The sequence below is a fragment of the Mesorhizobium sp. M8A.F.Ca.ET.165.01.1.1 genome, from assembly GCF_004792065.1.
Taxonomy (GTDB): Bacteria; Pseudomonadota; Alphaproteobacteria; order Rhizobiales; family Rhizobiaceae; genus Mesorhizobium.
In genome coordinates this window covers 1-25080 of record NZ_SRTH01000006.1, presented here as the reverse complement: position 1 = coordinate 25080, position 25080 = coordinate 1, and the positions used below count along the sequence as shown (strand labels likewise).

General features: G+C 64.4%; 30 protein-coding genes. 16 read left to right on the top strand and 14 right to left on the bottom strand.

The window, feature by feature from the left end; translation table 11 throughout:
• Nucleotides 1–33: 33 nt before the first annotated feature.
• Nucleotides 34–831 (bottom strand): lytic transglycosylase domain-containing protein, encoded by a 798-nt coding sequence (locus EN808_RS17945; RefSeq protein ID WP_127872785.1) that lies wholly within the window; start codon nt 829–831, stop codon nt 34–36.
• A 296-nt stretch (nt 832–1127) separates the two neighbouring features.
• Here EN808_RS17945 and EN808_RS17940 point away from each other — a divergent pair, with 296 nt between their 5' ends.
• From EN808_RS17940 to rpsP, 6 genes are all read left to right on the top strand, one after another.
• Nucleotides 1128–2225: a putative zinc-binding metallopeptidase gene (locus tag EN808_RS17940; protein ID WP_135916554.1), complete on the top strand. Its 1098-nt coding sequence runs from the start codon at nt 1128–1130 to the stop codon at nt 2223–2225.
• Nucleotides 2226–2288: 63 nt separating this feature from the next.
• Nucleotides 2289–2888, top strand: coding sequence for a DUF1236 domain-containing protein (locus EN808_RS17935; RefSeq protein ID WP_127280417.1), 600 nt, complete (start codon nt 2289–2291; stop codon nt 2886–2888).
• Between the two features lie 176 nt (nt 2889–3064).
• Entirely contained in the window at nt 3065–4018 is a 954-nt protein-coding gene (locus tag EN808_RS17930; protein ID WP_135916553.1) for a type II CAAX endopeptidase family protein, read from the top strand.
• A 292-nt stretch (nt 4019–4310) separates the two neighbouring features.
• Nucleotides 4311–5915 carry a signal recognition particle protein gene (gene ffh / locus EN808_RS17925; protein WP_135883771.1) on the top strand — a complete coding sequence of 535 codons (1605 nt, stop codon included), beginning with the start codon at nt 4311–4313 and terminating at the stop codon, nt 5913–5915.
• Between the two features lie 8 nt (nt 5916–5923).
• Complete coding sequence (locus tag EN808_RS17920) at nt 5924–6265, top strand: chorismate mutase (protein WP_127279013.1); 342 nt, start codon at nt 5924–5926, stop codon at nt 6263–6265.
• Nucleotides 6266–6329: 64 nt separating this feature from the next.
• The gene (gene rpsP, locus EN808_RS17915) at nt 6330–6731 is read left to right on the top strand and encodes a 30S ribosomal protein S16 (RefSeq protein ID WP_127279014.1); all 402 of its coding nucleotides are present in this window, start codon (nt 6330–6332) and stop codon (nt 6729–6731) included.
• Between the two features lie 76 nt (nt 6732–6807).
• Here rpsP and EN808_RS17910 read toward each other — a convergent pair whose 3' ends face one another.
• The 3 genes from EN808_RS17910 to EN808_RS17900 form a co-directional block, all read right to left on the bottom strand.
• Nucleotides 6808–7071, bottom strand: coding sequence for a YMGG-like glycine zipper-containing protein (locus EN808_RS17910; protein WP_127279015.1), 264 nt, complete (start codon nt 7069–7071; stop codon nt 6808–6810).
• A gap of 123 nt (nt 7072–7194) precedes the next feature.
• Nucleotides 7195–7605 carry a DoxX family protein gene (locus EN808_RS17905; RefSeq protein WP_135883767.1) on the bottom strand — a complete coding sequence of 137 codons (411 nt, stop codon included), beginning with the start codon at nt 7603–7605 and terminating at the stop codon, nt 7195–7197.
• A 105-nt stretch (nt 7606–7710) separates the two neighbouring features.
• Nucleotides 7711–8616: a bestrophin family ion channel gene (locus tag EN808_RS17900; protein ID WP_135916552.1), complete on the bottom strand. Its 906-nt coding sequence runs from the start codon at nt 8614–8616 to the stop codon at nt 7711–7713.
• A 176-nt stretch (nt 8617–8792) separates the two neighbouring features.
• Here EN808_RS17900 and EN808_RS17895 point away from each other — a divergent pair, with 176 nt between their 5' ends.
• A complete protein-coding gene (locus tag EN808_RS17895) occupies nt 8793–9200 on the top strand; it encodes an ACT domain-containing protein (RefSeq protein ID WP_135863475.1) in 408 nt (135 codons plus the stop codon).
• Between the two features lie 2 nt (nt 9201–9202).
• On the opposite strand, the gene EN808_RS17890 is transcribed toward EN808_RS17895, so the two are convergent.
• The 3 genes from EN808_RS17890 to EN808_RS17880 all read right to left on the bottom strand — a co-directional run bounded on the left by EN808_RS17890 (nt 9203) and on the right by EN808_RS17880 (nt 11183).
• Nucleotides 9203–9655 (bottom strand): GNAT family N-acetyltransferase, encoded by a 453-nt coding sequence (locus tag EN808_RS17890; protein WP_135916551.1) that lies wholly within the window; start codon nt 9653–9655, stop codon nt 9203–9205.
• 197 nt (nt 9656–9852) lie between these two features.
• Nucleotides 9853–10887 (bottom strand): aspartate-semialdehyde dehydrogenase, encoded by a 1035-nt coding sequence (locus EN808_RS17885; protein WP_127279020.1) that lies wholly within the window; start codon nt 10885–10887, stop codon nt 9853–9855.
• Nucleotides 10888–10994: 107 nt separating this feature from the next.
• A complete protein-coding gene (locus EN808_RS17880; RefSeq protein WP_127279021.1) occupies nt 10995–11183 on the bottom strand; it encodes a hypothetical protein in 189 nt (62 codons plus the stop codon).
• Between the two features lie 345 nt (nt 11184–11528).
• Here EN808_RS17880 and EN808_RS17870 point away from each other — a divergent pair, with 345 nt between their 5' ends.
• The gene (locus EN808_RS17870) at nt 11529–13397 is read left to right on the top strand and encodes a DEAD/DEAH box helicase (RefSeq protein WP_135916549.1); all 1869 of its coding nucleotides are present in this window, start codon (nt 11529–11531) and stop codon (nt 13395–13397) included.
• Nucleotides 13398–13429: 32 nt separating this feature from the next.
• On the opposite strand, the gene EN808_RS17865 is transcribed toward EN808_RS17870, so the two are convergent.
• On the bottom strand, nt 13430–14875 hold the full coding sequence (locus EN808_RS17865; protein WP_135916548.1) for a glycosyltransferase: 1446 nt from the start codon (nt 14873–14875) through the stop codon (nt 13430–13432).
• A 139-nt stretch (nt 14876–15014) separates the two neighbouring features.
• Between EN808_RS17865 and EN808_RS17860 the strand changes: the two genes are divergently transcribed.
• The 3 genes from EN808_RS17860 (at nt 15015) to EN808_RS17850 (ending at nt 16760) form a co-directional block, all read left to right on the top strand.
• Entirely contained in the window at nt 15015–15725 is a 711-nt protein-coding gene (locus tag EN808_RS17860) for a DUF805 domain-containing protein (protein WP_127280855.1), read from the top strand.
• Nucleotides 15726–15883: 158 nt separating this feature from the next.
• The gene (locus EN808_RS17855) at nt 15884–16312 is read left to right on the top strand and encodes a polyketide cyclase (protein ID WP_135883758.1); all 429 of its coding nucleotides are present in this window, start codon (nt 15884–15886) and stop codon (nt 16310–16312) included.
• Nucleotides 16305–16760, top strand: a complete 456-nt coding sequence (locus tag EN808_RS17850) for a MarR family winged helix-turn-helix transcriptional regulator (protein ID WP_135863487.1) — start codon at nt 16305–16307, stop codon at nt 16758–16760. Before EN808_RS17855 ends, EN808_RS17850 begins: the two co-directional genes overlap by 8 nt.
• A 13-nt stretch (nt 16761–16773) precedes the next feature.
• Here EN808_RS17850 and leuB read toward each other — a convergent pair whose 3' ends face one another.
• From leuB to leuD, 6 genes are all read right to left on the bottom strand, one after another.
• Complete coding sequence (gene leuB, locus EN808_RS17845) at nt 16774–17877, bottom strand: 3-isopropylmalate dehydrogenase (RefSeq protein ID WP_135863490.1); 1104 nt, start codon at nt 17875–17877, stop codon at nt 16774–16776.
• Between the two features lie 322 nt (nt 17878–18199).
• Nucleotides 18200–18550: a VOC family protein gene (locus EN808_RS17835; protein WP_127276575.1), complete on the bottom strand. Its 351-nt coding sequence runs from the start codon at nt 18548–18550 to the stop codon at nt 18200–18202.
• Nucleotides 18551–18562: 12 nt separating this feature from the next.
• Nucleotides 18563–18946, bottom strand: coding sequence for a RidA family protein (locus tag EN808_RS17830; protein ID WP_127276581.1), 384 nt, complete (start codon nt 18944–18946; stop codon nt 18563–18565).
• 205 nt (nt 18947–19151) lie between these two features.
• The gene (locus EN808_RS17825; RefSeq protein WP_135916547.1) at nt 19152–20156 is read right to left on the bottom strand and encodes a L,D-transpeptidase; all 1005 of its coding nucleotides are present in this window, start codon (nt 20154–20156) and stop codon (nt 19152–19154) included.
• 307 nt (nt 20157–20463) lie between these two features.
• Nucleotides 20464–21399, bottom strand: a complete 936-nt coding sequence (locus EN808_RS17820; RefSeq protein ID WP_135916546.1) for a hypothetical protein — start codon at nt 21397–21399, stop codon at nt 20464–20466.
• A 54-nt stretch (nt 21400–21453) separates the two neighbouring features.
• Entirely contained in the window at nt 21454–22059 is a 606-nt protein-coding gene (leuD, locus tag EN808_RS17815; protein ID WP_127276567.1) for a 3-isopropylmalate dehydratase small subunit, read from the bottom strand.
• A 153-nt stretch (nt 22060–22212) separates the two neighbouring features.
• Between leuD and EN808_RS17810 the strand changes: the two genes are divergently transcribed.
• From EN808_RS17810 to EN808_RS17790, 5 genes are all read left to right on the top strand, one after another.
• Nucleotides 22213–22638: a GNAT family N-acetyltransferase gene (locus EN808_RS17810; protein ID WP_127276565.1), complete on the top strand. Its 426-nt coding sequence runs from the start codon at nt 22213–22215 to the stop codon at nt 22636–22638.
• Between the two features lie 86 nt (nt 22639–22724).
• The gene (locus EN808_RS17805; RefSeq protein ID WP_127276562.1) at nt 22725–23042 is read left to right on the top strand and encodes a metalloregulator ArsR/SmtB family transcription factor; all 318 of its coding nucleotides are present in this window, start codon (nt 22725–22727) and stop codon (nt 23040–23042) included.
• Nucleotides 23042–23488: an SRPBCC family protein gene (locus EN808_RS17800; RefSeq protein ID WP_127276560.1), complete on the top strand. Its 447-nt coding sequence runs from the start codon at nt 23042–23044 to the stop codon at nt 23486–23488. Before EN808_RS17805 ends, EN808_RS17800 begins: the two co-directional genes overlap by 1 nt.
• Nucleotides 23489–23531: 43 nt before the next feature.
• Nucleotides 23532–24023, top strand: coding sequence for an SRPBCC domain-containing protein (locus tag EN808_RS17795; protein ID WP_135916545.1), 492 nt, complete (start codon nt 23532–23534; stop codon nt 24021–24023).
• Between the two features lie 70 nt (nt 24024–24093).
• Nucleotides 24094–24879, top strand: a complete 786-nt coding sequence (locus EN808_RS17790; protein WP_135916544.1) for a DUF72 domain-containing protein — start codon at nt 24094–24096, stop codon at nt 24877–24879.
• The last annotated feature ends 201 nt before the right edge of the window (nt 24880–25080 follow it).

Genomic DNA, 25080 nt, shown 5'->3' with positions numbered 1-25080 from the left:
GGCCGGGTTCTTCGTTCAATACCGCATGTTCGATCAGTTGGCGTCGATCGCGTCGGCGATGCGGGCGATGGCTTGCTGATAGACGTTTGCCGAATTCCAGCCGGCAATCGCGCCCATATTGGCGCTCGCGCTCGCGCCGGCCCGCCAGCCATGACCCTTGAGGTAGTTGGCGGTGGAAGCCAGCGCGGTGGCCTTGTCGCGCAGGTTTCCGTTGCCGACCGCATATTTCAAGACATTTCCGGGCAGGAACTGCGTGTGGCCGACCTCGCCATGCATGGCGCCGACCGACGAGGAGGTCAACGCGCCGCGGTCAACCAGCTTCAGGGCCGCGATGGCATGCGGGTGGAAATAGTCCGGACGGCGGCAATCATAGGCAAGCGTCAAAATCGCTGAGACCGTGTTCTGGTTGCCCATCGAGGCACCGAAGCCGGTTTCCATGCCCCAGATGGCGAGCAACACGCCCGGCGACACGCCGTAATTGGCTTCGATCTGGTTGAACAGCGCCGCGTTCGACTTCTTCAGCGAACGGCCCTTGGAAATGATCGCCGACCCGCCACGGCGTTTCATGAAATCGTCCACCGAGCCGCTGAAAGCCTTGTGGATGGCGCGGTCCGCGGAGATCGTCCTCGTTGCGTAGGTCGCGCCCGCCAGAGCGGCCAGGCCCCTCGACCCGACACCCTCGGACTTGGCCTCGGCGGCGAAATCCTGCTTCCAGGCGTCGAAGCCGGCGCCGGTCTTGCCGCAACTGGCCGCCGCCTGCGCGCCCGTTGCCAGCCCAAGCACCGCCACCATTGCGGCCGCTAAAATCCTACCCTTGGCAAGAAATGCCATGTTGTTCTCCTGATTGCCTGATTCACGTCCCGATTGCGAATTTGCCAGCGAAACGCGCATTTGTCACCGTCTGTGGCGCGATGCTGGCGAATGCCGGGGAATTTGCCTACGATCAAGTGATTATTATGGCGAGGCCAGGCATGAGAGACGTTGATGCCGGCCGTGGACAGCATCGGCGGGGCGGCCGGACCGGCGAAGCGAAATAGTCTCGATGGAGTGCGGAACGCCGGCCGGTGGTTCGCGTTTGGGCACGGGCCGCCATGCATCCTATGCCTTCCTGATGAATTGAGATCGACATGAAACTTTTCGACTGCCCGCATTGCGGCCACCGTCTCTATTTCGAGAACGCCCAATGCCTGAACTGCCGCAGTCTCGTGCTCTACGATCCCGAGGGCGCGCACTTTGTCTTGTCCGGCGTCGATGGCGCCATCCAGTGCACCAACGCCGACGAATGCGCCTGCAACTGGATGGCCGAGCCGGGGCAGGTCTTCTGCCGTGCCTGCGTGCTGAACCAGCTGATCCCCGACCTCTCCGTCGACGGCAACCGCCGCCGCTGGATCCGTGTCGAGGCGGCGAAGAAGCGCGCCATCTATTCGCTGCTCGCCTTCGGCCTGCCGGTCGCGCCCAAGCAGAGCCCGACGGACGAAATCGGGCTGGCCTTCGACTTCCTCGCCGATCCGATCGGTGGCGGCCCGGGCGGCGAACGGATTCTCACCGGTCACGACAACGGCCTGATCACGCTGAACGTCGCGGAGGCCGATTCAGCCGAGCGTGAAAGACGTCGCATCGAGATGGGCGAGAACTACCGCACCTTGCTCGGCCATTTCCGCCACGAGCTCGGCCATTATTACTGGGACCGGCTGATCCGCGACGATCCGCAAAGGCTGGAGGCCTTCCGCGCTCTGTTCGGCGACGAACGCGCCGACTACGAACAGGCGCTGAAGGTTTACTACGCCAACGGCGCCGCGCCCGACTGGCAGCAAAACCACATCTCGGCCTACGCCACCTCGCACCCATGGGAGGACTGGGCCGAGACCTGGGCCCACCACCTGCATATCACCGACACGCTGGAGATGGTCCATGCCCTGAACTTCCCGCTCGGCCGGCTGGAAACGGTGGAGGCGAACGAACTGCCACGGGGCGACACCGGCGGTGAACTGCAGGCAGCGCCTTCGGAGCCTGCAAACACGCCCGAGCCTTTCGACAGGATCCTTGTCCGCTGGCTGGTGCTGTCGGAAGCCTCCAATTCGATCAACCGCTGCATGGGCCTGCCCGATCTCTACCCCTTCGTCATTTCGGACGTGACGGCGCAAAAACTCGCCTTTGTTCACGACCTTGTGACCGATTTGCCGAAAGGCGCGGGAACAAATCGTGAGTTGGCTCGCGCACTTTAGCCGGAACGCATGCGCCGCTGCCCCGTTTTCACAGCCGAGGGGTCACGAAAACGGAGAGTACCCATGAAATCCTTATTGTTTCCCGCAATAGCCGGGATGCTGACCGCAATGTCTGGCGCCGCATTGGCCGATACCGCTGTCTCGGCGGTCACCGATCTCAATGTGCGCGCCGGTCCGGGTCCGCAATATCCGGTGATCGGCGTGCTCGCCGCGGGCCAGTCGGCGACGCTCAACGGCTGCATCGAAAACAGCAAATGGTGCACCATCGCCGAAGCCGGCGGCCAGGGCTGGGTTTATTCCGACTACGTCACCGCCGATTTCGGCGGCAGCCGTGTGGTGCTGACGCAGCGCCGCTCCGCTGTCGCCGTCGTCTCGCCGCCGGAGGACATCGGCAACTACTCCACCGACTATACCGGCGCGATCATTTCCAGTGATCCTGTCGTAGGCGAGTTCCCCGCGCCGCCGGCCGCGGTGCGGACCTATGTCGACACCCACCGGCTGGACCCCGTCTATCTCGACGGCGAGGTGGTCACCGGCGCGACCCTGCCAGACACGGTCGAGCTGCGCGAAATTCCTGACTACAACTACCGTTATGTCTATGTGAACGGCCAGCGCGCGCTGATCGATCCGCAGACACGGCGCATCATGTACGTGGTGCGTTGATAGACGCCGGCGGTCGCCGTCGCGGCCGCTGGCGACACCTGGGTTGGCGATCGGGGCAAGCCGGCCAGCGCCGGGTGTCGCGGCCGCCAGTTTGCGCCTATCCCCGCTGATATTGATTCCGATTCCCGAGGCCATCGGCTAGATCCAGGAACGATGGATTGGGATCGAGGACAAGCGTGACAATCGACGACACCGCCTTCGAGCGCTATCGCAACACCCCGAACGCCAGGACGACCTTGCCACGCCTGTTGCTGGGAACGCTGATCGTCGTCCCGTTCTGGGGCGCCACGACCGCGGCGGTGCTGTTCGGCGGCAGCCATGTTTACTTCGCCTGGCAGGCGGCGGCTTCGCCATACGGCATGGAGGGCTTCCTTGCTTCGCCCGTCGGCATCCTCAGCGCGCTCACCTCTTTCGCCGGTATCTGGATCGGCCTGTGGATCGCCATGCGCTGGGTGCATGGCGAGCCGCTGTCGGCCCTCCTCGGCACTGGCCGCCGCGTATCGCGACCGGGCTTCCTCAAGGGGCTGATCGCGGTGCTGATCACCTCGGCTTTGTCCGAAATCCTGCTCTATCTGCTGGAGCCGGGGATCGCTCGCGGCACGATCAGCCTGTCGTCCTGGCTGTTGCTGGCGATCCCGATCGTCGCGCTCGTCTTGCTGCAGACCTCGTCGGAAGAGGTGCTGTTTCGTGGCTACCTGCTGCGCGGCCTGGCCAACCGGTTCCGCAACCCTTTCATCTGGGGGCTGCTGCCCGGCCTGCTGTTCACCTCGCTGCACTGGAGCGGCGGCTCCTCGGCCGCCATCAACGCCTGCGTCCTGGTCTCGATCGCCGCTTTCGCGCTGCTTCTGACGCTCGTGGTCTATGCCACCGGCAATCTCGGCGCGGCACTTGGCGTTCATCTCGGCAACAACCTGACCGGCTTCCTGCTGATCTCGCATCAGGAGAGCTACAATTCCTTCGCCTTGTTCACCGCCAAGCCGCTCGAAGGGCCGGGCTGGATGATGTCGGATGCCATTCTCATTGCCCTCATCGGCATCGCCTGCAGCCTGCTGACGATTGTCTTGCTGCTGCATCCGCGCTCGCCGCTGAGGGTTACGGCCGAGGTTACGGACGGCGCGGGTGCGGCCTGATCGCGGCCCGGGAAACGGCGTGACGCGGGCCTTGCCTTGACTCTCGCGCCGATTTCCTGTCTACAGCCCCCGAATTCCGCGACGAGTATCCCTCCGAGCAAGCCGACCAGGACGCCGAAGCCTCTTTGAGGCCAAGTGCTGTAAACAGATCCTGGAGGCCAACACCCGGCAGCGCTGTGCGCCCCCGGGTGCTTTTTGGTTTTGGGCTTTTGCTTGGACTGGCTTTTGCTTGGAGACTGGGCGCGAACGCATTACCTCTCGGATCGAATGAACCGGGATCGAAGGAAGCAAGATGTTTGAATCGCTGCAGGAGCGCCTTGGCTCCATCCTGAACGGCCTGACCGGCCGCGGCGCGCTGTCGGAGGCTGATGTCTCGGCGGCGTTGCGCGAGGTGCGCCGTGCGCTGCTCGAGGCCGACGTGGCGCTGGAAGTGGTCCGCTCCTTCACCGACAAGGTGCGCGAGAAGGCCGTCGGCGCGGCGGTGCTCAAGTCGATCAAGCCGGGACAGATGGTCGTCAAGATCGTCCATGACGAGCTGGTCGACATGCTCGGCGCCGAGGGCGTCGCCGTCGATCTCAACGCGCCGGCGCCGGTCGTCGTCATGATGGTCGGCCTGCAGGGCTCCGGCAAGACGACGACTTCGGCCAAGATCGCCAAGCGCCTGACCGAGCGGCAGAACAAGAAGGTCCTGATGGCCTCGCTCGACACGCGGCGCCCCGCCGCGCAGGAGCAGCTGCGCCAGCTCGGCGAGCAGGTCAAGGTCGCGACGCTGCCTGTGATATCAGGCCAGAACCCGGTCGATATCGCCAAGCGCGCCGTGCAGGCGGCCAAGCTCGGCGGCCATGACGTCGTCATCCTCGACACCGCCGGCCGCACCCATATCGACGAGCCGCTGATGGTCGAGATGGCCGACATCAAGAAGGTGTCGAGCCCGCACGAAATCCTGCTGGTCGCCGACTCCCTGACCGGCCAGGACGCCGTCAACCTGGCGAAAAGCTTCGACGAGCGCGTCGGCATCACCGGCCTGGTGCTGACCCGCATGGACGGCGACGGCCGTGGCGGCGCCGCGCTTTCGATGCGCGCCGTCACCGGCAAGCCGATCAAGCTGATCGGCACCGGCGAAAAGATGGACGGGCTGGAGGAATTCCACCCCAAGCGCATCGCCGACCGCATCCTGGGCATGGGCGACATCGTCTCGCTCGTCGAGAAGGCGGCGGAAAACATCGACGCCGAGCAGGCGGCGGCGATGGCCAAGAAAATGCAGTCGGGCAAGTTCGACCTGAACGATCTAGCCCAGCAGCTTCAGCAGATGTCGAAAATGGGCGGCATGGGCGGCATCATGGGCATGATGCCCGGCATGGGCAAGATGAAGGACCAGATGGCCGCGGCCGGCCTCGACGACAAGATGTTCGGCCGCCAGCTCGCCATCATCTCCTCGATGACCAAGGCCGAGCGCGCCAATCCCGACATGCTGAAACACTCGCGCAAGAAGCGCATCGCCGCCGGCTCCGGCACCGATGCCGCCGAGATCAACAAGCTGCTCAAGATGCATCGCGGCATGGCCGACATGATGAAGGCGATGGGCGGCAAGGGCAAAGGCGGCGGCTTGATGCGCGGCATGATGGGCGGTCTTGCCTCCAAGATGGGCCTCGGCGGCATGATGCCTGGTGGCATGGGCGGCATGATGGGCGGCGGCATGCCCGATCTGTCGAAGATGGACCCCAAGCAGCTCGAAGCCTTGCAGAAGCAGGCGCAGGCCGCCGGCCTCGGCGGCATGAAGGGCTTGCCCGCCCCGGGCGGCGCTGGCCTGCCGGGCTTGCCCGGCGGCATGAAACTTCCGGGGCTGCCCGGCCTTGGCGGCGGTGGCGGTCTGCCGGGTCTGGGCAAGAAGAAGTGAGGACAAGGATGAACGAAGAAAAGGACATGGCCGACGCCCGCATCATCCTGGCCGGCTACCGCGCCTCGATCGACAACATCGATGCAGCCCTCATCCATATGCTGGCCGAGCGCTTCCGCTGCACCAAGGCGGTCGGCGTGCTCAAGGCCGAGCATGGCCTGCCGCCAGCCGACCCGGCGCGCGAGCAGCAGCAGATCGCGCGTCTCCGCCAGCTGGCGCATGACGCGCATCTCGACCCCGATTTCGCGGAGAAATTCCTCAACTTCGTCGTCCGCGAAGTGATCCGCCACCACGAACAGATCGCCGCTTCGAGCAGCGGCGGGTCAAAAAACTCGCTGCCAACGGCGTGACGAAAACCGGCTGATGACCAGCCTCGATTAATCAACGAAATCAGAGCTTTTAGGAGAAAAGAAAATGGCACTGAAGATCCGACTGGCCCGTGCGGGCTCGAAGAAGCGTCCTTACTACCACGTCGTCGTCGCCGACGCCCGTTCGCCCCGCGACGGCCGGTTCATCGAGTCGCTCGGCTCGTGGAATCCGCTGCTGCCGAAGGACGGCGAGCGCATCAAGGTCGACGCCGACCGCGTCAAGCATTGGCTGTCGCACGGCGCCCAGCCGACCGACCGCGTGCTGCGCTTCCTCGATGAAGCCGGCCTTGCCAAGCGCGAAGCCCGCTCCAACCCGAAGAAGGCCGAGCCGGGCAAGAAGGCGCAGGAGCGCGCCGCGCTGCTGAAGAAGGCGCAGGAAGACGCCGCTGCCGCCGTCGCCGCGGCCACTGCCGCACCGGCCGAAGCGGAAGCCGCCACGGCGGAATAATCGCTTCCTATTCCTTGTGGAAACAGAACGGCGGGCCTGTGCCCGCCGTTTTGCTGTGTTCAATCTTGGTCGCCGATCAATAGCCGCTTGGGCAGCGATCGACATAGGTGCGACCGTAGCGGTCGCGGTACCGGCATTGGCCGCTTTCGCTGGCATGGCCGATCAGCGCCCCGGCCACCGCGCCGACAGCGCCGCCGACGACTGCGCCCTGCACCGGGTCACCAGCCACCGCTGCGCCGACGGCTGCACCGCCAAGGCCGCCGACGGCCGCGCCTTTCTCCGTTTGCGAACAGGCGCCGAGCGCCGTCGTCAGCACCAGAATGGTCAGGATTTTCTTCATTTGTCGTTCCTCTCACATGCGGGTCGCCGTCTCGCCGCCAAGGGCTTAACTCTCAGACGGCTAATTTGATCCCGAGGAGAATGAAGATCACGACGACAGCCAGCAGCGGTTGGCGCGGAACTGCTATCGGCTGAGCGGGATCAGAGCGCGCACCCTGGGGTCGCGCAGATAGAGGCCGCCCCACAGGATGATGCCGAGATAAACGCCGAACAGCGTGTGCGAAAACAGCGGATTGCCGATACGCGCATTGGTGGCGATGGCGCCGCCCATATAGGCGGTGAGCAGGATGGCGCCGAGCACGGAGGTGCGCGGCAGTGCGTAGAGCGCGGTCGAGACCAGGCCGATAACACCTAGCATGCGCGCGACGTTGGCGTCGGCCGGCCAGCCGAGCGGCACCATCGTCTGGGTGACGATATCGAGCGGCGGCAGCTTGATGGCGCCGTCGAAGATCATGAACAGGACGATGAGGCCGCTGAGCACGCGGCCGGTCCACAAGGCGCCGGACGAGACGGGCGCGATTTCGGAAATGCTCATAGGTGTTCCCTCCGGTTGGTCAGCCCCTTTTTCAGCGGGGTCGAACCAAGGACGTGCCGTGAGGCGTCGATCCGACAAGTGTCCGGATTCTTTGACGCTGCGGCCTTACGAAAAATAGAACTTTTCGGCCGGCAGCATCTTTGGCGGCGTTTCGCCCAGGGCCTCGAACACAGAGATTTCACAGACCCGGCACAGGCCGTCGAGCGCGAGGTCGTTGGCTTCGGTGCCGAACGGATCCTCGAGTTCTTCCGAAAGCGCGTCGAGGCCGAAGAAGGTGTAGGCGATCAGCGCGGTGAACAATGGCGTCGCCCAGCCGGTGGTCGAGATCAGGCCGATCGGCAACAGCAGGCACACGATGTAGGCCGTGCGGTGGACCAGCAGCGTGTAGGCGAAGGGCAAGGGCGTGCCGGCGATCCGCTCGCAGCCGGCCTGGATGGCGGTGATTGATGCCAGCCTCTCATCCAGGATGCGGAAACCAATCGTGTCGAACTCGCCAATTTGGCGCTGTGCGTTGGCACGGCGGCCCATGCGCCTGACCATCTCGTCCGCCGGATTGGCGAAACGCGCCGCCGTCTCGGCTTCTGCCTCGATGAAGGCACGGACCTCCTTGACGCTGTCGATCCTGCGCAACTGGCCGCGCAGGAAATGACAGAAGGCCAGCGCCTCCATCAGCAGAGCGCGTTGCTCGGTCCGATCGGCGATGAGGCTGGTCGTGGCGCGGGCCAGATTGCGGATTTCGAAGACCAGCGCGCCCCACAGCTTGCGCGCCTCCCACCAGCGGTCATAGGCGGCGTTGTTGCGAAACGACAGATAGATCGACAAAGTCACGCCGACCAAGCCGAAGGGTGTGATGTTGAAGACGCCGAGATCGAGCTGGAACCAGCGCGCCACGACAAGGATGACCGCCGAATAGATCGCGAAGCCGAAAATCTGCGGCAGGATGCGTGGCACCACCGAGCCGCGCATGATGAAGAACAACTGCAGGAAGGTGGGGCGCGGGCGAACGATCATTCGGAGCCTTTCACGGGCCGGCGTCGGCCCTCAGATCCTCTATTGTGCGATGCGCCAGATGCGCAAGCTCAGCCGCCAACGACATCGCCATGTCGTCCACACGGTGTGCGGACTACCGGTGTGTGCTGGTTGCGGATATTGAGAAGCCTGCGGCCGTCCCGATACAGGCGAGAAAAATGACCGGCGAGACCGATCTGAGGACTTTGTTGGCGTCGATGGCGCCGGAATTGCTTGATGGCACCTATGTCTTTGCCAGGCTGGAGCCCGGCGTTCCGCGGCCCGAAGGCCTGGAGCCGGTGATGGTGTTTCGCGAGCGCGAAGGCACGACCCTGATCGTGACCGAGGAAGCCGCGCAGACGATGGGGCTGGCGGCCTCGTTCCGCTGCCGGATGATCACACTGAACATCCACTCCTCGCTGGAAGCGGTCGGCTTCCTTGCCGCCATCACCGCGCGCCTCGCCGCCGCCGGCATGGGCGTCAATCCGGTCTCGGCTTTTTATCACGACCATCTGTTCGTGCCGGCCGAGCGGGCGGAAGAGGCGATGGCATTGTTGCTAAGGCTGGCGGAGGACAGCGCGACCTGAAATCAGCGCCTGCGGACATAAAGAATGTCCGGCAGCCCTTCCTCGTTGGTCGTGCCGTCGCCGAACGCCTCCGCCTGGAACCCATGGCGCTCATAGAACCGCCGGGCGCCGGTATTGGCCTGGAAGCAATGGAGTTTGACTTGAGGCAGCGCGGCGGTCGCGTCCATCAGCAGCCGGCTGCCGATGCCTTGCCCGGTCGATGCCGGGTCGAGATAGAGCTGTTCCACCCAATCGCCGATGACGGCGATGAAGCCGACAATGTCGGCGCCGTCCTCGGCGACCGGGACCTGCTGGTTGGGCAACACGATATCGCGGATGAAGGCGAGGTCCTCGGCCGGGGTGTGAATGACCGGCATCCAATCGAAGGAGTTGAGCGCCGCCCGCAATATTCTGGCGATGGCGGCTGCATCGGAAGCGACGGCCGGGCGCAGAGCAATTTTGGCGCTATCAATCATACCAAGCCCCGCGACGAAAGCGGATTTCGCGGCCGGCGCCGCCCCTCATCCGCCTGCCGGCACCTTCTCCCCGTATAGTGACGGGGAGAAGGGAGCTAACGGCCGAACGCTGAGCCCGCGACCGCGGGCCGCCGGTCGTCCGGCGCCCCCGCGGAGGGCCAGCCGCGGCAGCGGCGGTGCGGCCCGTGAGCGAAAAATTATGCCGCCTTCTTCTTCGGCTGGATCAGGCCGCGCTCGACCAGCAGCTCGGCGATCTGCACCGCGTTCAGGGCCGCGCCCTTGCGCAGATTGTCGGAGACGATCCACATCGACAGGCCGTTGTCGATGGTCGAATCCTCGCGGATGCGCGAGATGAAGGTGGCGTCCTCGCCGGCCGATTCGAGCGGCGTGATGTAGCCGCCGTCCTCGCGCTTGTCCAAGACCTGGCAGCCCGGCGCCTCGCGCAGGATGTCGCGCGCCTCGTCGGCGGTGATCGGCTTTTCGAACTCGATGTTGACCGCTTCCGAATGGCCGATGAACACCGGCACGCGCACGCAGGTCGCCGTCAGCTTGATCTTGGGGTCGAGCATCTTCTTGGTCTCGGCGACCATCTTCCATTCTTCCTTGGTGGAACCGTCGTCGAGGAAGACGTCGATATGCGGAATGACATTGAAGGCGATGCGCTTGGTGAACTTCTTGACGTCGACCTGGTCGGCGACGAACACCGCGCGTGTCTGCGTGAACAGTTCGTCCATGCCTTCCTTGCCGGCGCCCGACACCGACTGGTAGGTGGCGACGACGACGCGCTTGATGGTGGCGGCGTCATGCAGCGGCTTCAGCGCCACGACGAGCTGCGCCGTCGAGCAGTTCGGGTTGGCGATGATGTTCTTGCGCGTGAACAGCGAGATCGCGTCCGGATTCACTTCCGGCACGATCAGCGGCACGTCCTGGTCGTAGCGGAAGGCCGACGAATTATCGATGACGACGCAGCCCTGCTTGCCGATCTTCGGCGACCATTCCTTGGAGACATTGCCGCCGGCCGACATGATACAGATGTCCGTGTCGGAAAAATCATACTGGTCGAGCGGCCTGACCTTCAGCGTGCGGTCACCGAACGACACTTCCGTGCCCATGCTTCGCCGCGAGGCCAGCGCCACGACTTCGCTGACCGGAAAGCCGCGCTCTTCCAGTATGTTGAGCATTTCCCGGCCCACATTGCCCGTGGCGCCGACGACTGCAACCTTGAAACTCATAGAAATCTCCTGTCCCTCTCCGCTTGGTTTTTGGAGAAAACCCGCCGGCCAAGTGCGGGTTCCGTCCCCCGGGCCGGACCCGGGAGAGGGTGGTTAGGCCAAGGGAATCACACCGTTTTGGTGGTGGTTTTTTTGGCCATGGTTTTGCTGGAACGAGCGGACGCGCCGACACGCCCGGCCCAATGGTTCGCATTGAGGCTGGGGGCATCGAATGCAAGATGAGCCATCAAAAGGCCGCGCATCGAAAAACGATCCCGTTCGAAGCGGGCTTTTACGCGGTTTCGATAAAGAGTCAATTGGCGCGCCCTTCCTTCTCCCCGTCACTATACGGGGTGAAGGTGCCCGAAGGGCGGATGAGGGGCGGCGCTGACGTTGGCAGATAGCTCGTCCGGAGTGAGCCTCCTCGCCTTACCTATCAGCATTCGCGCCGCCCCTCACCTGCCTGCCGGCATCCTCTCCCCGTATAGTGACGGGGAGAGGGGCGCTCCCGCCAGCGGTTTCGCCAATCGCCGTGCTACGCAGCACCCTGTACAAGAAGGGCGGCAGGAAGTACGAACGGCCAAGATTGTTCGGCTGGCGCGGCGCCAGCCCCGGCATGTGCTCCATGATGAGCGCAGAACCCTGAATTCCGAAAGAACGAGATGTCCAACTTCGATGGTATTGTTCCCGCGCTGGCCCAAGCGCTGGAAAAACGCGGCTATTCCGACCTGACGCCGGTGCAGAAGGCGGTACTGGAACTCGGCCAGGCCGACGCGCTGGTGTCGGCCCAGACCGGCTCGGGCAAGACCGTGGCCTTCGGCCTTGCCATGGCGCCGACGCTGCTCGACGGCGCGGAACGTTTCGGCCCGGCCGCGGCGCCGCTGGCATTGGCGGTGGCGCCGACGCGCGAGCTGGCGCTGCAGGTGACGCGCGAGCTCGAATGGCTCTACGAGCCGACCGGCGCCACGGTGGCGTCCTGCGTCGGCGGCATGGACATGCGCACCGAACGGCGCGCGCTGGAGCGCGGCGCCCATATCGTCGTCGGTACGCCCGGCAGGCTGCGCGACCACATCACCCGCAATTCGCTCGACATGTCGACGCTCAAGGCCGTGGTTCTCGACGAGGCCGACGAGATGCTCGATCTTGGCTTTCGCGAAGACCTCGAATTCATCCTCGACGCCGCGCCGGCCGACCGTCGCACGCTGATGTTCTCGGCCACCGTGCCGCGCTCCATCGCCACGCTCGCCCAGGGCTATCAGCGCGATGCCGTACGCATCTCGGCCGCCGGCGAGGAAAAGCAGCATCTCGACATCGAGTACCGGGCGCTGAATGTCGCCCAGGCCGACCGCGAGAACGCCATCATCAACGTTCTGCGCTTCTATGAAGCCAAGAACGCGCTGGTGTTCTGCAACACGCGCGCCGCCGTCAACCATCTGACCGCGCGCTTCAACAACCGCAATTTTTCGGTCGTGGCGCTTTCGGGCGAGCTCAGCCAGAACGAACGCAGCCACGCGCTGCAGGCGATGCGCGACGGCCGCGCCAAAGTCTGCATCGCCACTGATGTCGCGGCGCGCGGCATCGACCTGCCCAACCTCGAGCTGGTGATTCACGCCGACCTGCCGACCAATCCGGAAACGCTCCTGCACCGCAGCGGCCGCACCGGGCGTGCCGGGCGCAAGGGCGTCAGCGCACTGATTGTGCCGGGCAGCGCCCGCAGGCGCACCGAGCGGCTGCTGCAAAGCGCCAAGCTGACGGCGACATGGGCGAGCCCGCCCTCGGCCGACGACGTGATGCGGCGCGACGACGAGCGCATCCTTGCCGATCCGGCTTTCGACGAACCGGTGAAGGATGACGAGCGTGCATTCATCGACGCGCTGCTCGCCAGGCACGGTGCCGAACAGGTGGCGGCCGCTTTCGTGCGCCAGTGCCGCTCCAGCCGTTCGGCGCCCGAGGACCTCATGGACGTCGCGCCGTTCACACCTTCGCGCGAAAGGCTGGCGGGCGAGAAGTTCGCGCACCGCGACGAGACGCCCAGCCGCCGCGACGATTTCGGCGCCAGCGTCTGGTTCTCGCTCTCGGTGGGACGCCGGCAGAATGCCGAGCCGCGCTGGTTGATCCCGATGCTGTGCCGTGCCGGCAGCATCTCGAAGCGCGAGATCGGCGCCATCAAGATGCAGCCGGAAGAGACGTTCGTGCAGATCGCCGCCGACTGGGCGGACCGGTTCGTGGCGGCAATCGGCCCCGACCGCAAATTGCAGGGCACCATCCTGGTGAAGCGGCTGGACGGCGCGCCGGACCTGTCGCGGGCCGGCTATCAGCCGCCGAGCCCGGACAAGAAGCCGCATCGCGGCAAGGCGCCGTTCGATCCGAACGCGCCGAAGCGCAAATTCGACAAGCGTGCTCCGGCCTCGGTCGACCAGCGCCCGGCCGCCGCGCATGAGGCAAAGCCGTGGGCGAAAAAACCCAACAAGCCGAAATTCGAAAATACCGGCGCGCCGAAGCACAAGAAGACGAAGAAGCGTCCGTCGTAAGACCGACGCGAAAGCGGGCCGCTGATTTCGCGTCAGGGTGCGGCAGTCTCGGAATGCTGGCGGGCCGCGCTTTCCTTCAGGCCGGCCTTGATGGCGGCCCAGCTTGCCGATGCCGGCGTCGGCCGGTGGTTTTGGGCGATGCGCCCCGCCAGCGCGGATCGCCAGGCATGGTCTTCCGCCATTTTGCGGATCGCAGCGTACCAGCCGGCCTGGTCGTCGGGGTCGATCGCCGGCATCATTCCGCCGGTCGCCTCGATCAGTGACGGCGCGGTCGAGACGATGACCGGAACGCCGAAATCGAGACATTCCGAAGCGCCGTAGCCCCAGCCCTCTATATGCGAGGGAAAGACGCCGAAAGCGGCGCTGCGATAATAGCCGATGAGCTCCTCGTCGCTGACCAGCCCGGTGAACGTGACCGACTGGAGCAGCTCGGGATGCACCGCGAGATAGGCGCGCAGCGGCTCGATCATCCAGCCCCAGCGCCCGGCGCAGACAAGCCGCGGCAGTTTTACGCCTTCTTCCAGCGCCTGCTGCCAGATCCGGGCCAGCAATATGTGGTTCTTGCGCACTTCGATGGTCGAACAATAGATGACGAACGGTTCGCCGGTCTCGATGCGCGAGGTCGCGCCCATGCGCGAAGCGGTTTCGTGCAGGATCGAAGGCATCGGAAAGCGATACACCACAGGCGCGGAGACGCCGGCCTTGCGCATGTGATCGGTCAGCGTCGCGCCAACCTCGTCGGAAGCGCAGAACGCCGGCGCGCCGCTGCGCACCAGCTGTTCGAGATAAGAGCCGAAACGGGTTTCGCCGATGCCCGAACCGACCAGGTCCGGGCGCAGCGCCGGGATGAGATCATGGCAAAGCAAGGCAAGCTTGCCGGCGGCGCTTGAAACCGCGGAGCGGTCTTGCTGGGTCAGGACGTGATGGCTGATCAGCACGAGGCCCGGCTCCGCCTCGGTGCTCCGGCCCGGAGCATCGGGCTCCACGCACAGCCGGATCCGCGCCCGCTGGTACAGGCGATAGGCGCGGATCAGCAGCTGCGTCGCCTGGTAGGCAGCCCCTTTGCGGCCGCTTGTCACCGTCTTGGCAAGATGGCGGTCCGTCTCGCGCTTGTGCCATGGCTGTTGCCTCACCGCAGCCAAAGCCTGCGACAGGGCCGTGCGTCTTCCCGGCCACTGTTTGGCGCGGTGCGGTGAAATCCGGCCCGTCGCGACGTGATCCAGTTCATACGGGGCAAGCGGCCGAAACTTGCCCTCGTTCGGCCTGAACGCCACCACCTCCACGCAAGGATCGGGATCCGCCAGCGCCGCGTTGACGAGAAAGCTCTCCACGCGCGGAATGCCCGCCAGGCCCTTGCCGGCCGGCCACAACATCAGCCCGGTGGCGTCGATGGCCAATGTGGCGGAGGCCGATGTCGAAGGCGTCGCGGTCTTACCGTCCTCGATCACAGCGCCGGCATCGGAACGTTCGACTGTCATTGTCTGCTTTGGCGAAACGGTTGCACTCGATGTCTTATGCTTCATTTGCCGGGGAAGCGGTAGCCTGGGAACACGGCTTGCCCCCAGGCTCAGCCCTGTGCCACACCTTCACTGGGACGCGGCGACAAGCGGGTGGGTCATGCGCGGCGAAGTGCTTCACTACGACGAGGTCCAGGGCTTCGGTTTCATCACCGGAGCCGATGGCAACCGCTACACTTTCACCCGGGAGAACCTTCGCCGGCAAACCACGATGCCCACCGGCACGCTGGTCGAATTCCAGGCCAGCGGCGGCCAGGCGCGTGACGTTTTTTCGATCTCCGCCCGGGCGGCCAGCCCGGCCGCCGACGCCGGCGCAAGTCCCGCACCGGCTCAAACTGGTCCCGCGCCTGCGGCTGCCGCATCGCACGCGCAGCATTTCGGCCGGATGTCCGAGCCAACCGAACCCAGTGATCTCTGGAGCTATTTCTGGCGTGGACTGACGCAGAACTACTTCAACTTCGCCGGCCGCGCCCGCCGCAAGGAATATTGGGGCTACTGCCTGTTCTGGATGGTCTGCCTGCTGATCATCTTCGGCATCGGCATCTTCACCGATATCGAGATGGGCAATTTCGACACCGACGTCTCGGCGGCGGTCACCGTTGGCTTGTGCGGCACCTTCCTGCTGGCGACATTCCTGCCCGGCCTCGGCATGACCGTACGCCGGCTGCACGACATCGGCCTGTCGGGCTGGCTCTATCTGCTGATCCTCATTCCGAGCATCGGCAGCCTGATCATCCTGGTCTTCGCGCTGATCCCGACGCAGGAGCGGGAAAACCAGTGGGGTCCGGTGCCGGCTGGTGTCAGAGTCTAGCCCAGCACGCATATTGCGAAGGATTAAGTCATTCCCAGGATCCCACCGTGGGGCCAGAGGTCATCATGGCTGAAGATTTCTCTTGCAATTTAATCCGTGCACAGATAGTCTGTGCACGGATCGAATGATCGATCACGCAAGACGGATAGAGCAAGACAATGTGGACCAATGAATACACCGCGACTTCCCCGCTTCCGGCGCAAGCCATCTGGAACGCGCTCAAGGCATTGCATGAAGGCCGCCTGACCTATGAGGGCTCCGACACCTTCGTGCTGCACGGGCCGTTCGCCAAGGGCACCCGCGTCTCGGTGACACCGGTCGGTCAGGACACATTCGAATCGGTCATCGTCGATCTCGTCGACAACGTGACCTATGCCGACGAAACCTCGTTCGGCGACACGACGCTGCTGTTCCGGCACACGCTTGTGCCGGTCGAAGGCGGCACGCAGGTGACGCACCGGCTCGATATCTCGGGCCCTTCGGCCGCCGAGGTCGGCCCGGAACTCGGGCCGCAGATCAGCGGCGATTTCGACGTCTCGATGGCCAAGCTGTTCGAGCAAGCGGAGGCGTTGGCGAAGAATGGCTGACGGTCAGGATTTGAACACCCGCTTCAGCGGACCTTCGGAGAGCCCCGGCTTGTTGCTCTGGCGAACCACCATGCGCTGGCAGCGCGTCATGACAGCGGCGCTGGCGCCGCTCGACCTGACGCATGTCCAGTTCGTGCTGCTCGCATCGGCGATGTGGCTCGGCCGCGATGGCGAGCCGCCCAACCAGGTGCAGCTCGCCGCCCAGGCCGGCACTGAGGTGAAGATGACCTCGGATGTCGTCGCCCGGCTGGAAGCCAAGGGATTGATCGCACGCGAGGCTGATCCCCGGGATTCCCGGGCCAAGGTGATCCGCGTCACATCAGCCGGGGCGGCGGCGGCGCAGCGCGCCATTGTCGCCGTCGAGGCCGCCGACGCGGCCTTCTTCGAACCGGTGGACGAGGCGAGGCTCGTCGGCCTGCTGCGTCAGCTTGCCGGCGAGATCCGCTGAGGCCGAACGAGCGTTACGCCAGGAATTTGGCGATGATCGCGTCGCCCATCTCGACCGTACCGACCTCGGTCATGCCCGGCGAAAAAATATCCTTGGTGCGCAGACCCTGGTCGAGCACGGCGGCGATTGAAGCTTCGAGCTTGTCGGCTTCATCGACCATGCCGAAGGAATAGCGCAGGCACATGGCGAAGGAGGCGATCATGGCGATCGGATTGGCGATGCCCTTGCCGGCAATGTCGGGCGCCGAGCCGTGCACCGGCTCATAGAGCGCCTTGCGCTTCTTGGTCTTCACGTCGGGCGCGCCGAGCGAGGCCGACGGCAGCATGCCGATCGAGCCGGTCAGCATGGCGGCGATGTCGGACAGCATGTCGCCGAACAGATTGTCGGTGACGATGACGTCGAACTGCTTTGGCCAGCGCACCAGCTGCATGCCGCCGGCGTCCGCCAGCATATGGTCGAGCTTGACGTCGGAATAGCGCGCCTTGTGGGTCTGGGTGACGACTTCGTTCCACAGCACGCCAGACTTCATGACGTTGCGCTTTTCCATTGAGGTGACGTGGTTCTTGCGGGTCCGCGCCAGCTCGAAAGCGACGCCCGAAATGCGCTCGATCTCGAACGTGTCGTAGACCTGCGTGTCGATGCCGCGCTTCTGGCCGTTGCCGAGATCGATGATCTGCTTGGGCTCGCCGAAATAGACGCCGCCGGTCAGCTCGCGCACGATGAGGATGTCGAGGCCTTCGACCACTTCCTGCTTCAACGAGGAAGATGCCGCCAGCGCCGGATAGCAGATTGCGGGCCTGAGATTGGCGAACAGCTCCATGTCCTTGCGCAGGCGCAAGAGCCCGGCCTCGGGGCGCACCTCGTAAGGCACCGCATCCCACTTCGGCCCGCCGACGGCACCGAACAGCACCGCGTCCGCCGCCATAGCCTTTTCCATGTCGGCATCGGAGATCGCCGCGCCATGCGCATCGTAGGCACAGCCGCCGACAAGGCCTTCATCGGTGACGAAGCCGCTGCCGAGCTTTTCGTTCATGGCCGCGATCAGCTTCTTGACCTCGGCCATGGCCTCGGGGCCGATGCCGTCGCCGGGGAGCAGGAAAAGATGCTTCGTTGCCATGAGAAACCGTCCCAGAAAGATTTGAACCGCGGCCTTGCTAAACGCCAAGTGGTTGCAGCGCAAGCCGTAACGGGAGGGAGAACGCCGCGATGCGAACAAGGGCACCATCGGCGATCCTTCGCGCCCCCCTCTGTCCTGCCGGACATCTCCCCCACGAGGGGGGACATTGGCTATCATATCGGCCATCGCAAATGTCAGGCGTTTACAGATAGCGCCGTTAGCAAAGCTGCCGATCTCCCCCCTCGTGGGGGAGATGCCCGGCAGGGCAGAGGGGGGCGCTGGCCGCCGGGATGCCCAAGTTACTGCCCCATGCCAGATGCCATCACCGGTGCGAGAGAATGTTGACCAGCCGTCCGAGGGGATCGCGCACATAGAAGCGCCGCACGCCCCAGGGTTCGTCGGCAGGCCCATATTCGATGGCGAAACCGGCGGCCTGCATCGCTTCGAGCGCCGCATCGACATCGTCGACTTCGATCGACAGGTCCGGCACCGGCGTGCCGGACCCGCCTTGCGCCATGAAGCTGACCTGCACCTGCATCGTCTCCCCGGAGCCGTAGGTGGCGATCCAGCCCTGGTCCATGAGCAGATCGAGGCCGAGCACATCGTGGTAGAAACGGCTGGCCGCCGCCGCGTCCCGTGTCTCGATATTGGCCACGATGCGCCGGACCTTCATCGCCTTGGTCTCTCAGGCGGTACGCCGCAGCGCCGTCACCTCGATCTCGATCTTCATTTCCGGTTTGTTCAGCTGGCACACGATCATCGTCGCCGCCGGCCTGATGTCGCCGAACGTCTCGCCGAGGATCGGGAAGACGACATCCACGAAGGCCTGATCGGTGATGTAGTAATGCGCCCGCACCACATCCGCCATTTCGAAGCCGCCATCCCCGAGCGCCTTGCCGATCGTCGCCAGGCAGTTACGCGTCTGCGCCTCGACCGTCTCCGGCATCGTCATGGTCGCATAATCATAGCCGGTCGTCCCGGACACGAAGCACCAGTCGCCCTGCACCACGGCACGCGAATAGCCGGCGGTCTTTTCGAAGGGTGAGCCGGTGGAGATGAGTTTGCGCATGAGGAGCCTCGCCATGATTGCAACCATTCTGTGGCGAAAACGCCGATCCTGCCATGGGCCAACACGAATGGATCGGCAGTGCAGAATCTGTGGCGTCGACGTGCCGCGCGATCGCGCGCACGCCGGGCGACGCCGGCCTCTATGATCCGGCATTCCACGACGCCTATCCGGCACCGGCCCAGAGGTCTGCATTGCCCGCCATGCGTCAGCCGGGTTGGTCCTTGGCCGATCCAGCCGTTTCTCCAGTGAAGACAACCCTTGTGCCTTTGTGCACCTCAAGGGCGAGATCTTCGGCATCCCAATTGGTCAACCTGATGCAACCATGCGAGAAGGTCTTCCCGATCTTGCCTGGTTCGGGCGTACCGTGAATCCCGTAACTTTCAATGGACAGATCGATCCAGACCGATCCGACAGGATTGTTGGGTCCGGCAGCGATGGTGAAGGGCCTTTTGGTTCTCACCCCCTTGAAGGCGAAGTGGGGATCATAGTGATAGGTGGGTTTGTGGACCACGCGTGTGACTTGTGCCTCACCGCTCGGCGCCGGCTTCTCTTCGCCTCCAATCGAGGCGGGGTAGACCGAAACCACTTTGCCGGAATTGTCGAGAACGCGAACTTGGCGCGCGGCCTTGTCGACTTCGACGCTGGCAACGGCTGAGGGCGGATCGCCTCGGGCGACAGCCGGCACCAGCAGCTTTGCGCCCGCCGTCCTGAAGCCGATGCCCGGGTTGAGCCTTCGCAGCAATTGTTCGCTGATGTGGAGGCGCTCCGCGATCCGTTCCAGCGAACTGCGATAGCCGAGCCTGCGCAGGTGAGCCATTCTTTCCATGCTGGCCGGAATGCGCTTGGTAAACGGTCCACGCACGTCCTTGCGCGTCAGCTCGTAGTTCACAAGAACCGCGCCTGGTGAGGTTGCGACCAGCTTGTCCCAGGTCTCCCGGTTGAGCTCGCCATCGGCGGGCAGGGCGTTGGCCGCCTGAAATGCCCGCACCGCCTTGGCGAAGTTCTCCGCCTGGCGGCCGTCAATGAGGCCAGGCGAGAACCGCGCGCGATCCAGAAGGATCTGTGCCTTCAGCACGGTCGCATCGACGCCCTTCGTTGCGGCGTCGCCGAATTGAGCATTGTTGACGGTGACTGCGTCCAGCTTTGCCGCCTCTGCGGCGCCAGCTGCGAAGACGAACAAAACAAGCGCCAGAAGAACGAGTCTGACCATCAATGTTACTCCAGGCACTGCCGCGCGAAGCTGCTTCTATGACGCCGCGCGGCCGATCTGGTTCCATTTGTCCCAGCGAATATCGCCGCTGAGGCGGGTTGGGCAAAAGGCCATCTTCGATCTCCGCGCCGGCGACCGGCGGGGCTCAAAGGAAGAACGGCGCATAAACCGCAGTCCCGCGCGCGTCGGCATCCGCGGTGGCCGCATGTGGTGCGAATTTGACCTATTTGATCGCCTTGGCGTCTGATTCGCCTGTTGCGTAGAAACGAGCACTGGAGGCGCCCTGTTTCCGCCGGAAATGCCCTGGTTAGTTCGCCGACCCCAGCGCCTTGTCCAGCGCTTCCTTCACATCGGCCGGCCATGTCGTCAGCGCCGGCCAGGCGTTCGGTTGGCCATCGTCGCCGCGACGGGCGAAGTAGAGCTGGTGCTTGGCCGGGTCGACCGCCATGAAGCCGTCATTGCCGCCGCAATCATGGGGTACGCAGCCGCTGGCGTAGAACGCGCCCGACGCGGTCTTTTCCGTGCCGCCGCCGACCAGCAGGCTGGTCGCCATGTCGGGCATGTCCTTGCCGAGCAGTTTCTGGGCTTCCTTGTAGACGGCCTCATTGTGGAAGGCGTCGATGATGTTGTCGTATTTCGACGGGTCGATATCCTTCCAGTCCGTGCCGGGCTCCGGCATGTAGGCCAGATTGCCCGAAATGGTCAGTCCGCTCGCTGGCGACCATTGCAAAGCCGGCTTTTCATCGCCGGGCAAAAGATACGGCACGAAATAGATGGCGTTGTCGGACACCGCCGAGGGCGGCGCGCCGCACTCGTCCTGCTCGACCGTGATGCTCTGGATGGCGCCACCCTCCGGCTTCCAGACGATCACCTTGGCCGGGCCGCACTGGTTGCCGCCATCGCCGACATCGACCAGCGCCACATTGACGTCGCCGATCTTGACGATCTTGTCGAAAAAGACGTCATAGTTGCTGGCCAGCTGTTTGCCGTCATAGGACAGCACCTTCTCGCCGTCCTGCTCCGGCTGCGTGATGGTGAGTTGGCCGCCTTCGAACGGGATCGGCGCCTGCTTGTCGTCCTCGGAAGCGTCGGCAGCGTTCGTTCCCGTGTCCTGGTCGGTGGCTGGCTTTTCGGCCGCCGGCGCCTGCTCCGCGGCGGGCGTCTGGGTCTGGGTTTGCGCAAACGCGGTGGGTGCCAACAACAAGGCCACCCCGCAGGCGCCGGCCAGAAGCTGGTGTCTCATGACTGTCCCTCCCTCAGTCGCGTCCCGGCAGGAAAGGCCGGGCCTATCGGCCGCTCAGGCCCAGGGGCGCAGTTCGGCGTTCTTCTTCTCGAACGAGGCGATGGCGCCGGCCTTTTCCATGGTCAGGCCGATGTCGTCGAGCCCGTTGAGCATGCAATGCCGCTTGAAGTCGTCGAGATCGAAGGTCACGACGCCGCCGTCCGGGCCACGGATTTCCTTGGCTTCGAGATCGACCGACAGAGTTGCGTTGGAGCCGCGCGAGGCGTCGTCCATGAGCTTCTCCAGGTCCTCGGGGCTGACGGTGATCGGCAGCACGCCGTTCTTGAAGCAGTTGTTGTAGAAGATGTCGGCGAACGAGGTCGAGATGACGCAGCGTATCCCGAAATCGAGCAGCGCCCATGGCGCGTGCTCCCTGCTCGAGCCGCAGCCGAAATTGTCGCCGGCGACCAGGATCTGCGCCTTGCGGTAGGCCGGCTTGTTGAGCACGAAGTCCGGATTTTCCGAACCGTCGTCCTTGTAGCGCATCTCGGCAAACAGGCCGGTGCCAAGCCCCGTGCGCTTGATCGTCTTGAGATAATCCTTCGGGATGATCATGTCGGTGTCGACATTGACGATCGGCATGGGGGCGGCGACGCCGGTGAGCTTGGTGAATTTTTCCATGGCTTTGGCCCGTGTTTTCGTTGCGGGGGATTTTCTGGAGCCCGGTTTACACAAAGCCGCGGGCAAATAAAAGGCAGCTGTTCGTGCGCGCCGGCGCCAGGGTGCCGACGAAACGGCTTCGAATTCACCGCCCGATGGTGCACTCTGGCTGTGATGGCAGAAAATTCCCACGTCCTCTACGCCCGCGAGGCATCGCTCGATACCGCGCAGTTCCGCCGCGTGCTGGCCGAATCCGGCCTGGGCGAAGTCAGGCCCGTCGATGACGAGGCCAGACTGAAGGCGATGCTGGAGGGCGCCGATTTGATCGTGACCGCCCGTCTCGACATGGAAGGCAAGCCGCTGATTGGCGTTGCCCGCTGCCTGACCGACTTTTCCTGGGTCTGCTACATCTCCGACCTCGCCGTATCGGCCAAGGCGCAGGGACTTGGCATCGGCAAGGGGCTGATGGACGAGGTGGCCCGGCAGCTCGGACCGTCGGTCGCCATCAGCCTGATTTCGATGCCCGATGCCGTCGGCTTCTACGAACGCATCGGCATGAAGCGCATGCCGGACGCCTTCTGGATCTCCCGCAAGCGCTGATTCTTTATCTGCCGCGATCTATCCGGTCGCCAATGGCGTGCGATCTTGCCGCTTGACATGCAACCAAATGGTTGCATATTAGAGCAATGAGCATGGATGCAGTCTTTCGCGCCCTGGCGGACCCGACACGCCGGCAATTGCTGGACAGCCTCCATGCCAGGAATGGGCAGACGCTGAATGCGCTGTGCGCCGAGATGGCCATGACCCGCCAGGCGGTGACCAAGCACCTGGCGATCCTGGAGGAAGCAAACCTCGTCGCCACCATCCGCCGGGGTCGAGAGAAGGAGCACTACCTCAACCCGGTTCCGATCAACGAGATCGCCGACCGCTGGATTGGCAAATTCGAGCGGGGCCGGCTGACTGCCCTCAGCGACCTGAAGAAACGCCTCGAAAGGGAAGACTGATGAGCAACAGCTTCGTTTATGTGACCTATATTCGCACCACGGCCGAAAAGCTCTGGGAAGCGTTGACCGACCCGGAGTTCAACCGGCAGTTCTTCCTCTGCTCCTATCAGGAGAGCGAATGGAAGGTGGGCTCCTGCTGGAAGCTGATCTTCCCCGACGGGCGGGTCGCCGACAGCGGCGAGATCCTCGAGATCGATCCGCCGCGGCGCCTGGTCATCAAATGGCGCAATGAATGGATGCCCGAGATCAGGGAAGACGGCTACACGCGCTGCACCTTCACCATCGAGCCGGACGGCGAGCTGATGAAGCTTACCGTAACCCATGAAGCGGACGGGCCGCACAGGCTGATCGGCAACGTCGCCAAGGGGTGGCCGCTGGTGCTGGCCAGCCTGAAGAGCCTGCTCGAGACCGGCAAGGGCTTCGAGCGTCCGCCATCAAAGGGTTGAAGGCTCGTTTCGTCAACGAAACAAATTTGATGTGGAGGCATCCATGATCCACGCTCCCAGGGTACGGAGCATGACCAATGGCGACACCGTCATGGCATCGGCCGAGATCGAAGCGCCTCCGGAACGCATCTTCGAGGCACTGGTCGGCGAGGAAATCGGGCAATGGTGGGGGTCGGCCGACACCGAACGGATGGTCGACTGGTCGGCCGACCTGCGCGTCGGCGGCCATTGGACCGCTATTGTCCGAACGGCCGAAGGCACGGACCTGCCGGCCAGCGGCGAATTCCTCGAGATCGAGGTGCCGCGCCGGATCGTCCAGACGCGGGCCTATGCATGGGACCATCCCACGCTTGGCCGGCGGCAAACCACGGTAGCCTGGCTGCTGCAGCCGACTGCCAGGGGCACGCGCCTCACCATCTGCCATGGCGGTTTTGCCGGGCTGCACGAAGCGGCGGCGGAACATGCAGGGGGCTGGGCGCGGGTGCTTGCCTGGCTGCAGGCACATGTCGAGGCTGGAAGACTGGCTGCGGCCTGAGCGGCGGGCCGTTGCTTTGCGTAGCCTCTCTCCGCCTTGACCCACACCTCATCCGGCCCACATCCCATGCATGGGAAAACAGGCATGTTTCATAGGCACGGCCGGTTGGGGCGTTCCGACACGATACGGCCAAGACTTCCCACAACCCGGTTCGCATCTCGAACGCTATTCCCGGCACTTTCCGGTCGTCGAGATCAATACATCCTTCTACAAGCCGCACCGCCGCGAGACCTATGAGCGCTGGGCACGCGCCGTGCCGGAGCACTTCCGCTTCGCCGTCAAGCTGCCGAAGGCCATCACCCACGAGCACCGACTCGCCGGCTGCGACGACCTCCTTGAGAGCTTTCTCCTGCAGGCCGAAGGTCTCGGCGCAAAGCTGAGCGTGCTTCTGGTGCAGCTGCCGCCGAGCCTATCCTTCGAGCCGGATGTCGCGAGCGGTTTCTTCGACATGGTCGGCAAGCGAACCCAAGCAAGGCTGGTTTGCGAACCGCGCCATCCCAGCTGGTTCGAAGCCGACGCTGAAGCGCTTCTGGCCGATCGCCGGATCGCGCGTGTCGCCGCCGACCCCGCTCCGGTGCCATCTGCTGCGGCGCCGGCAGGCTGGCCCGGCCTCGCCTATTTCCGCTGGCACGGCGCGCCGCGCGCCTATTACTCCGACTACGATGCCGATAGCCTCGCCAGATTTGGCCGGCAAATGGAGGCGGCGGCGGCTTCCGGTGCCGAGGTCTGGGGAATCTTCGACAACACGGCCGCCGGCCATGCGCTGGGCAACGCGCTTGCCGTCGAATCGATGATCGCCCAGACGCTTCTTCCTTCTCCCCTTGTGGGAGAAGGTGTCGCCGAAGGCGACGGATGAGGGGTGTTCCAGCTTGGCTAGGACGGAGATCTGTCACGCACCCCTCAACCGTCTCGGCGCTGCGCGCCGATCCACCTTGTATCTACACGAGAGAGATTTCGTGGGATTGAAGCGATTGAGCCAAGGTCCGGGCGGCCGCCCGGACCTTGGCTTGGCGAAGTCGCCCGTACCACCTGAGGTTACAGCCGCGGGAGAGCTTGG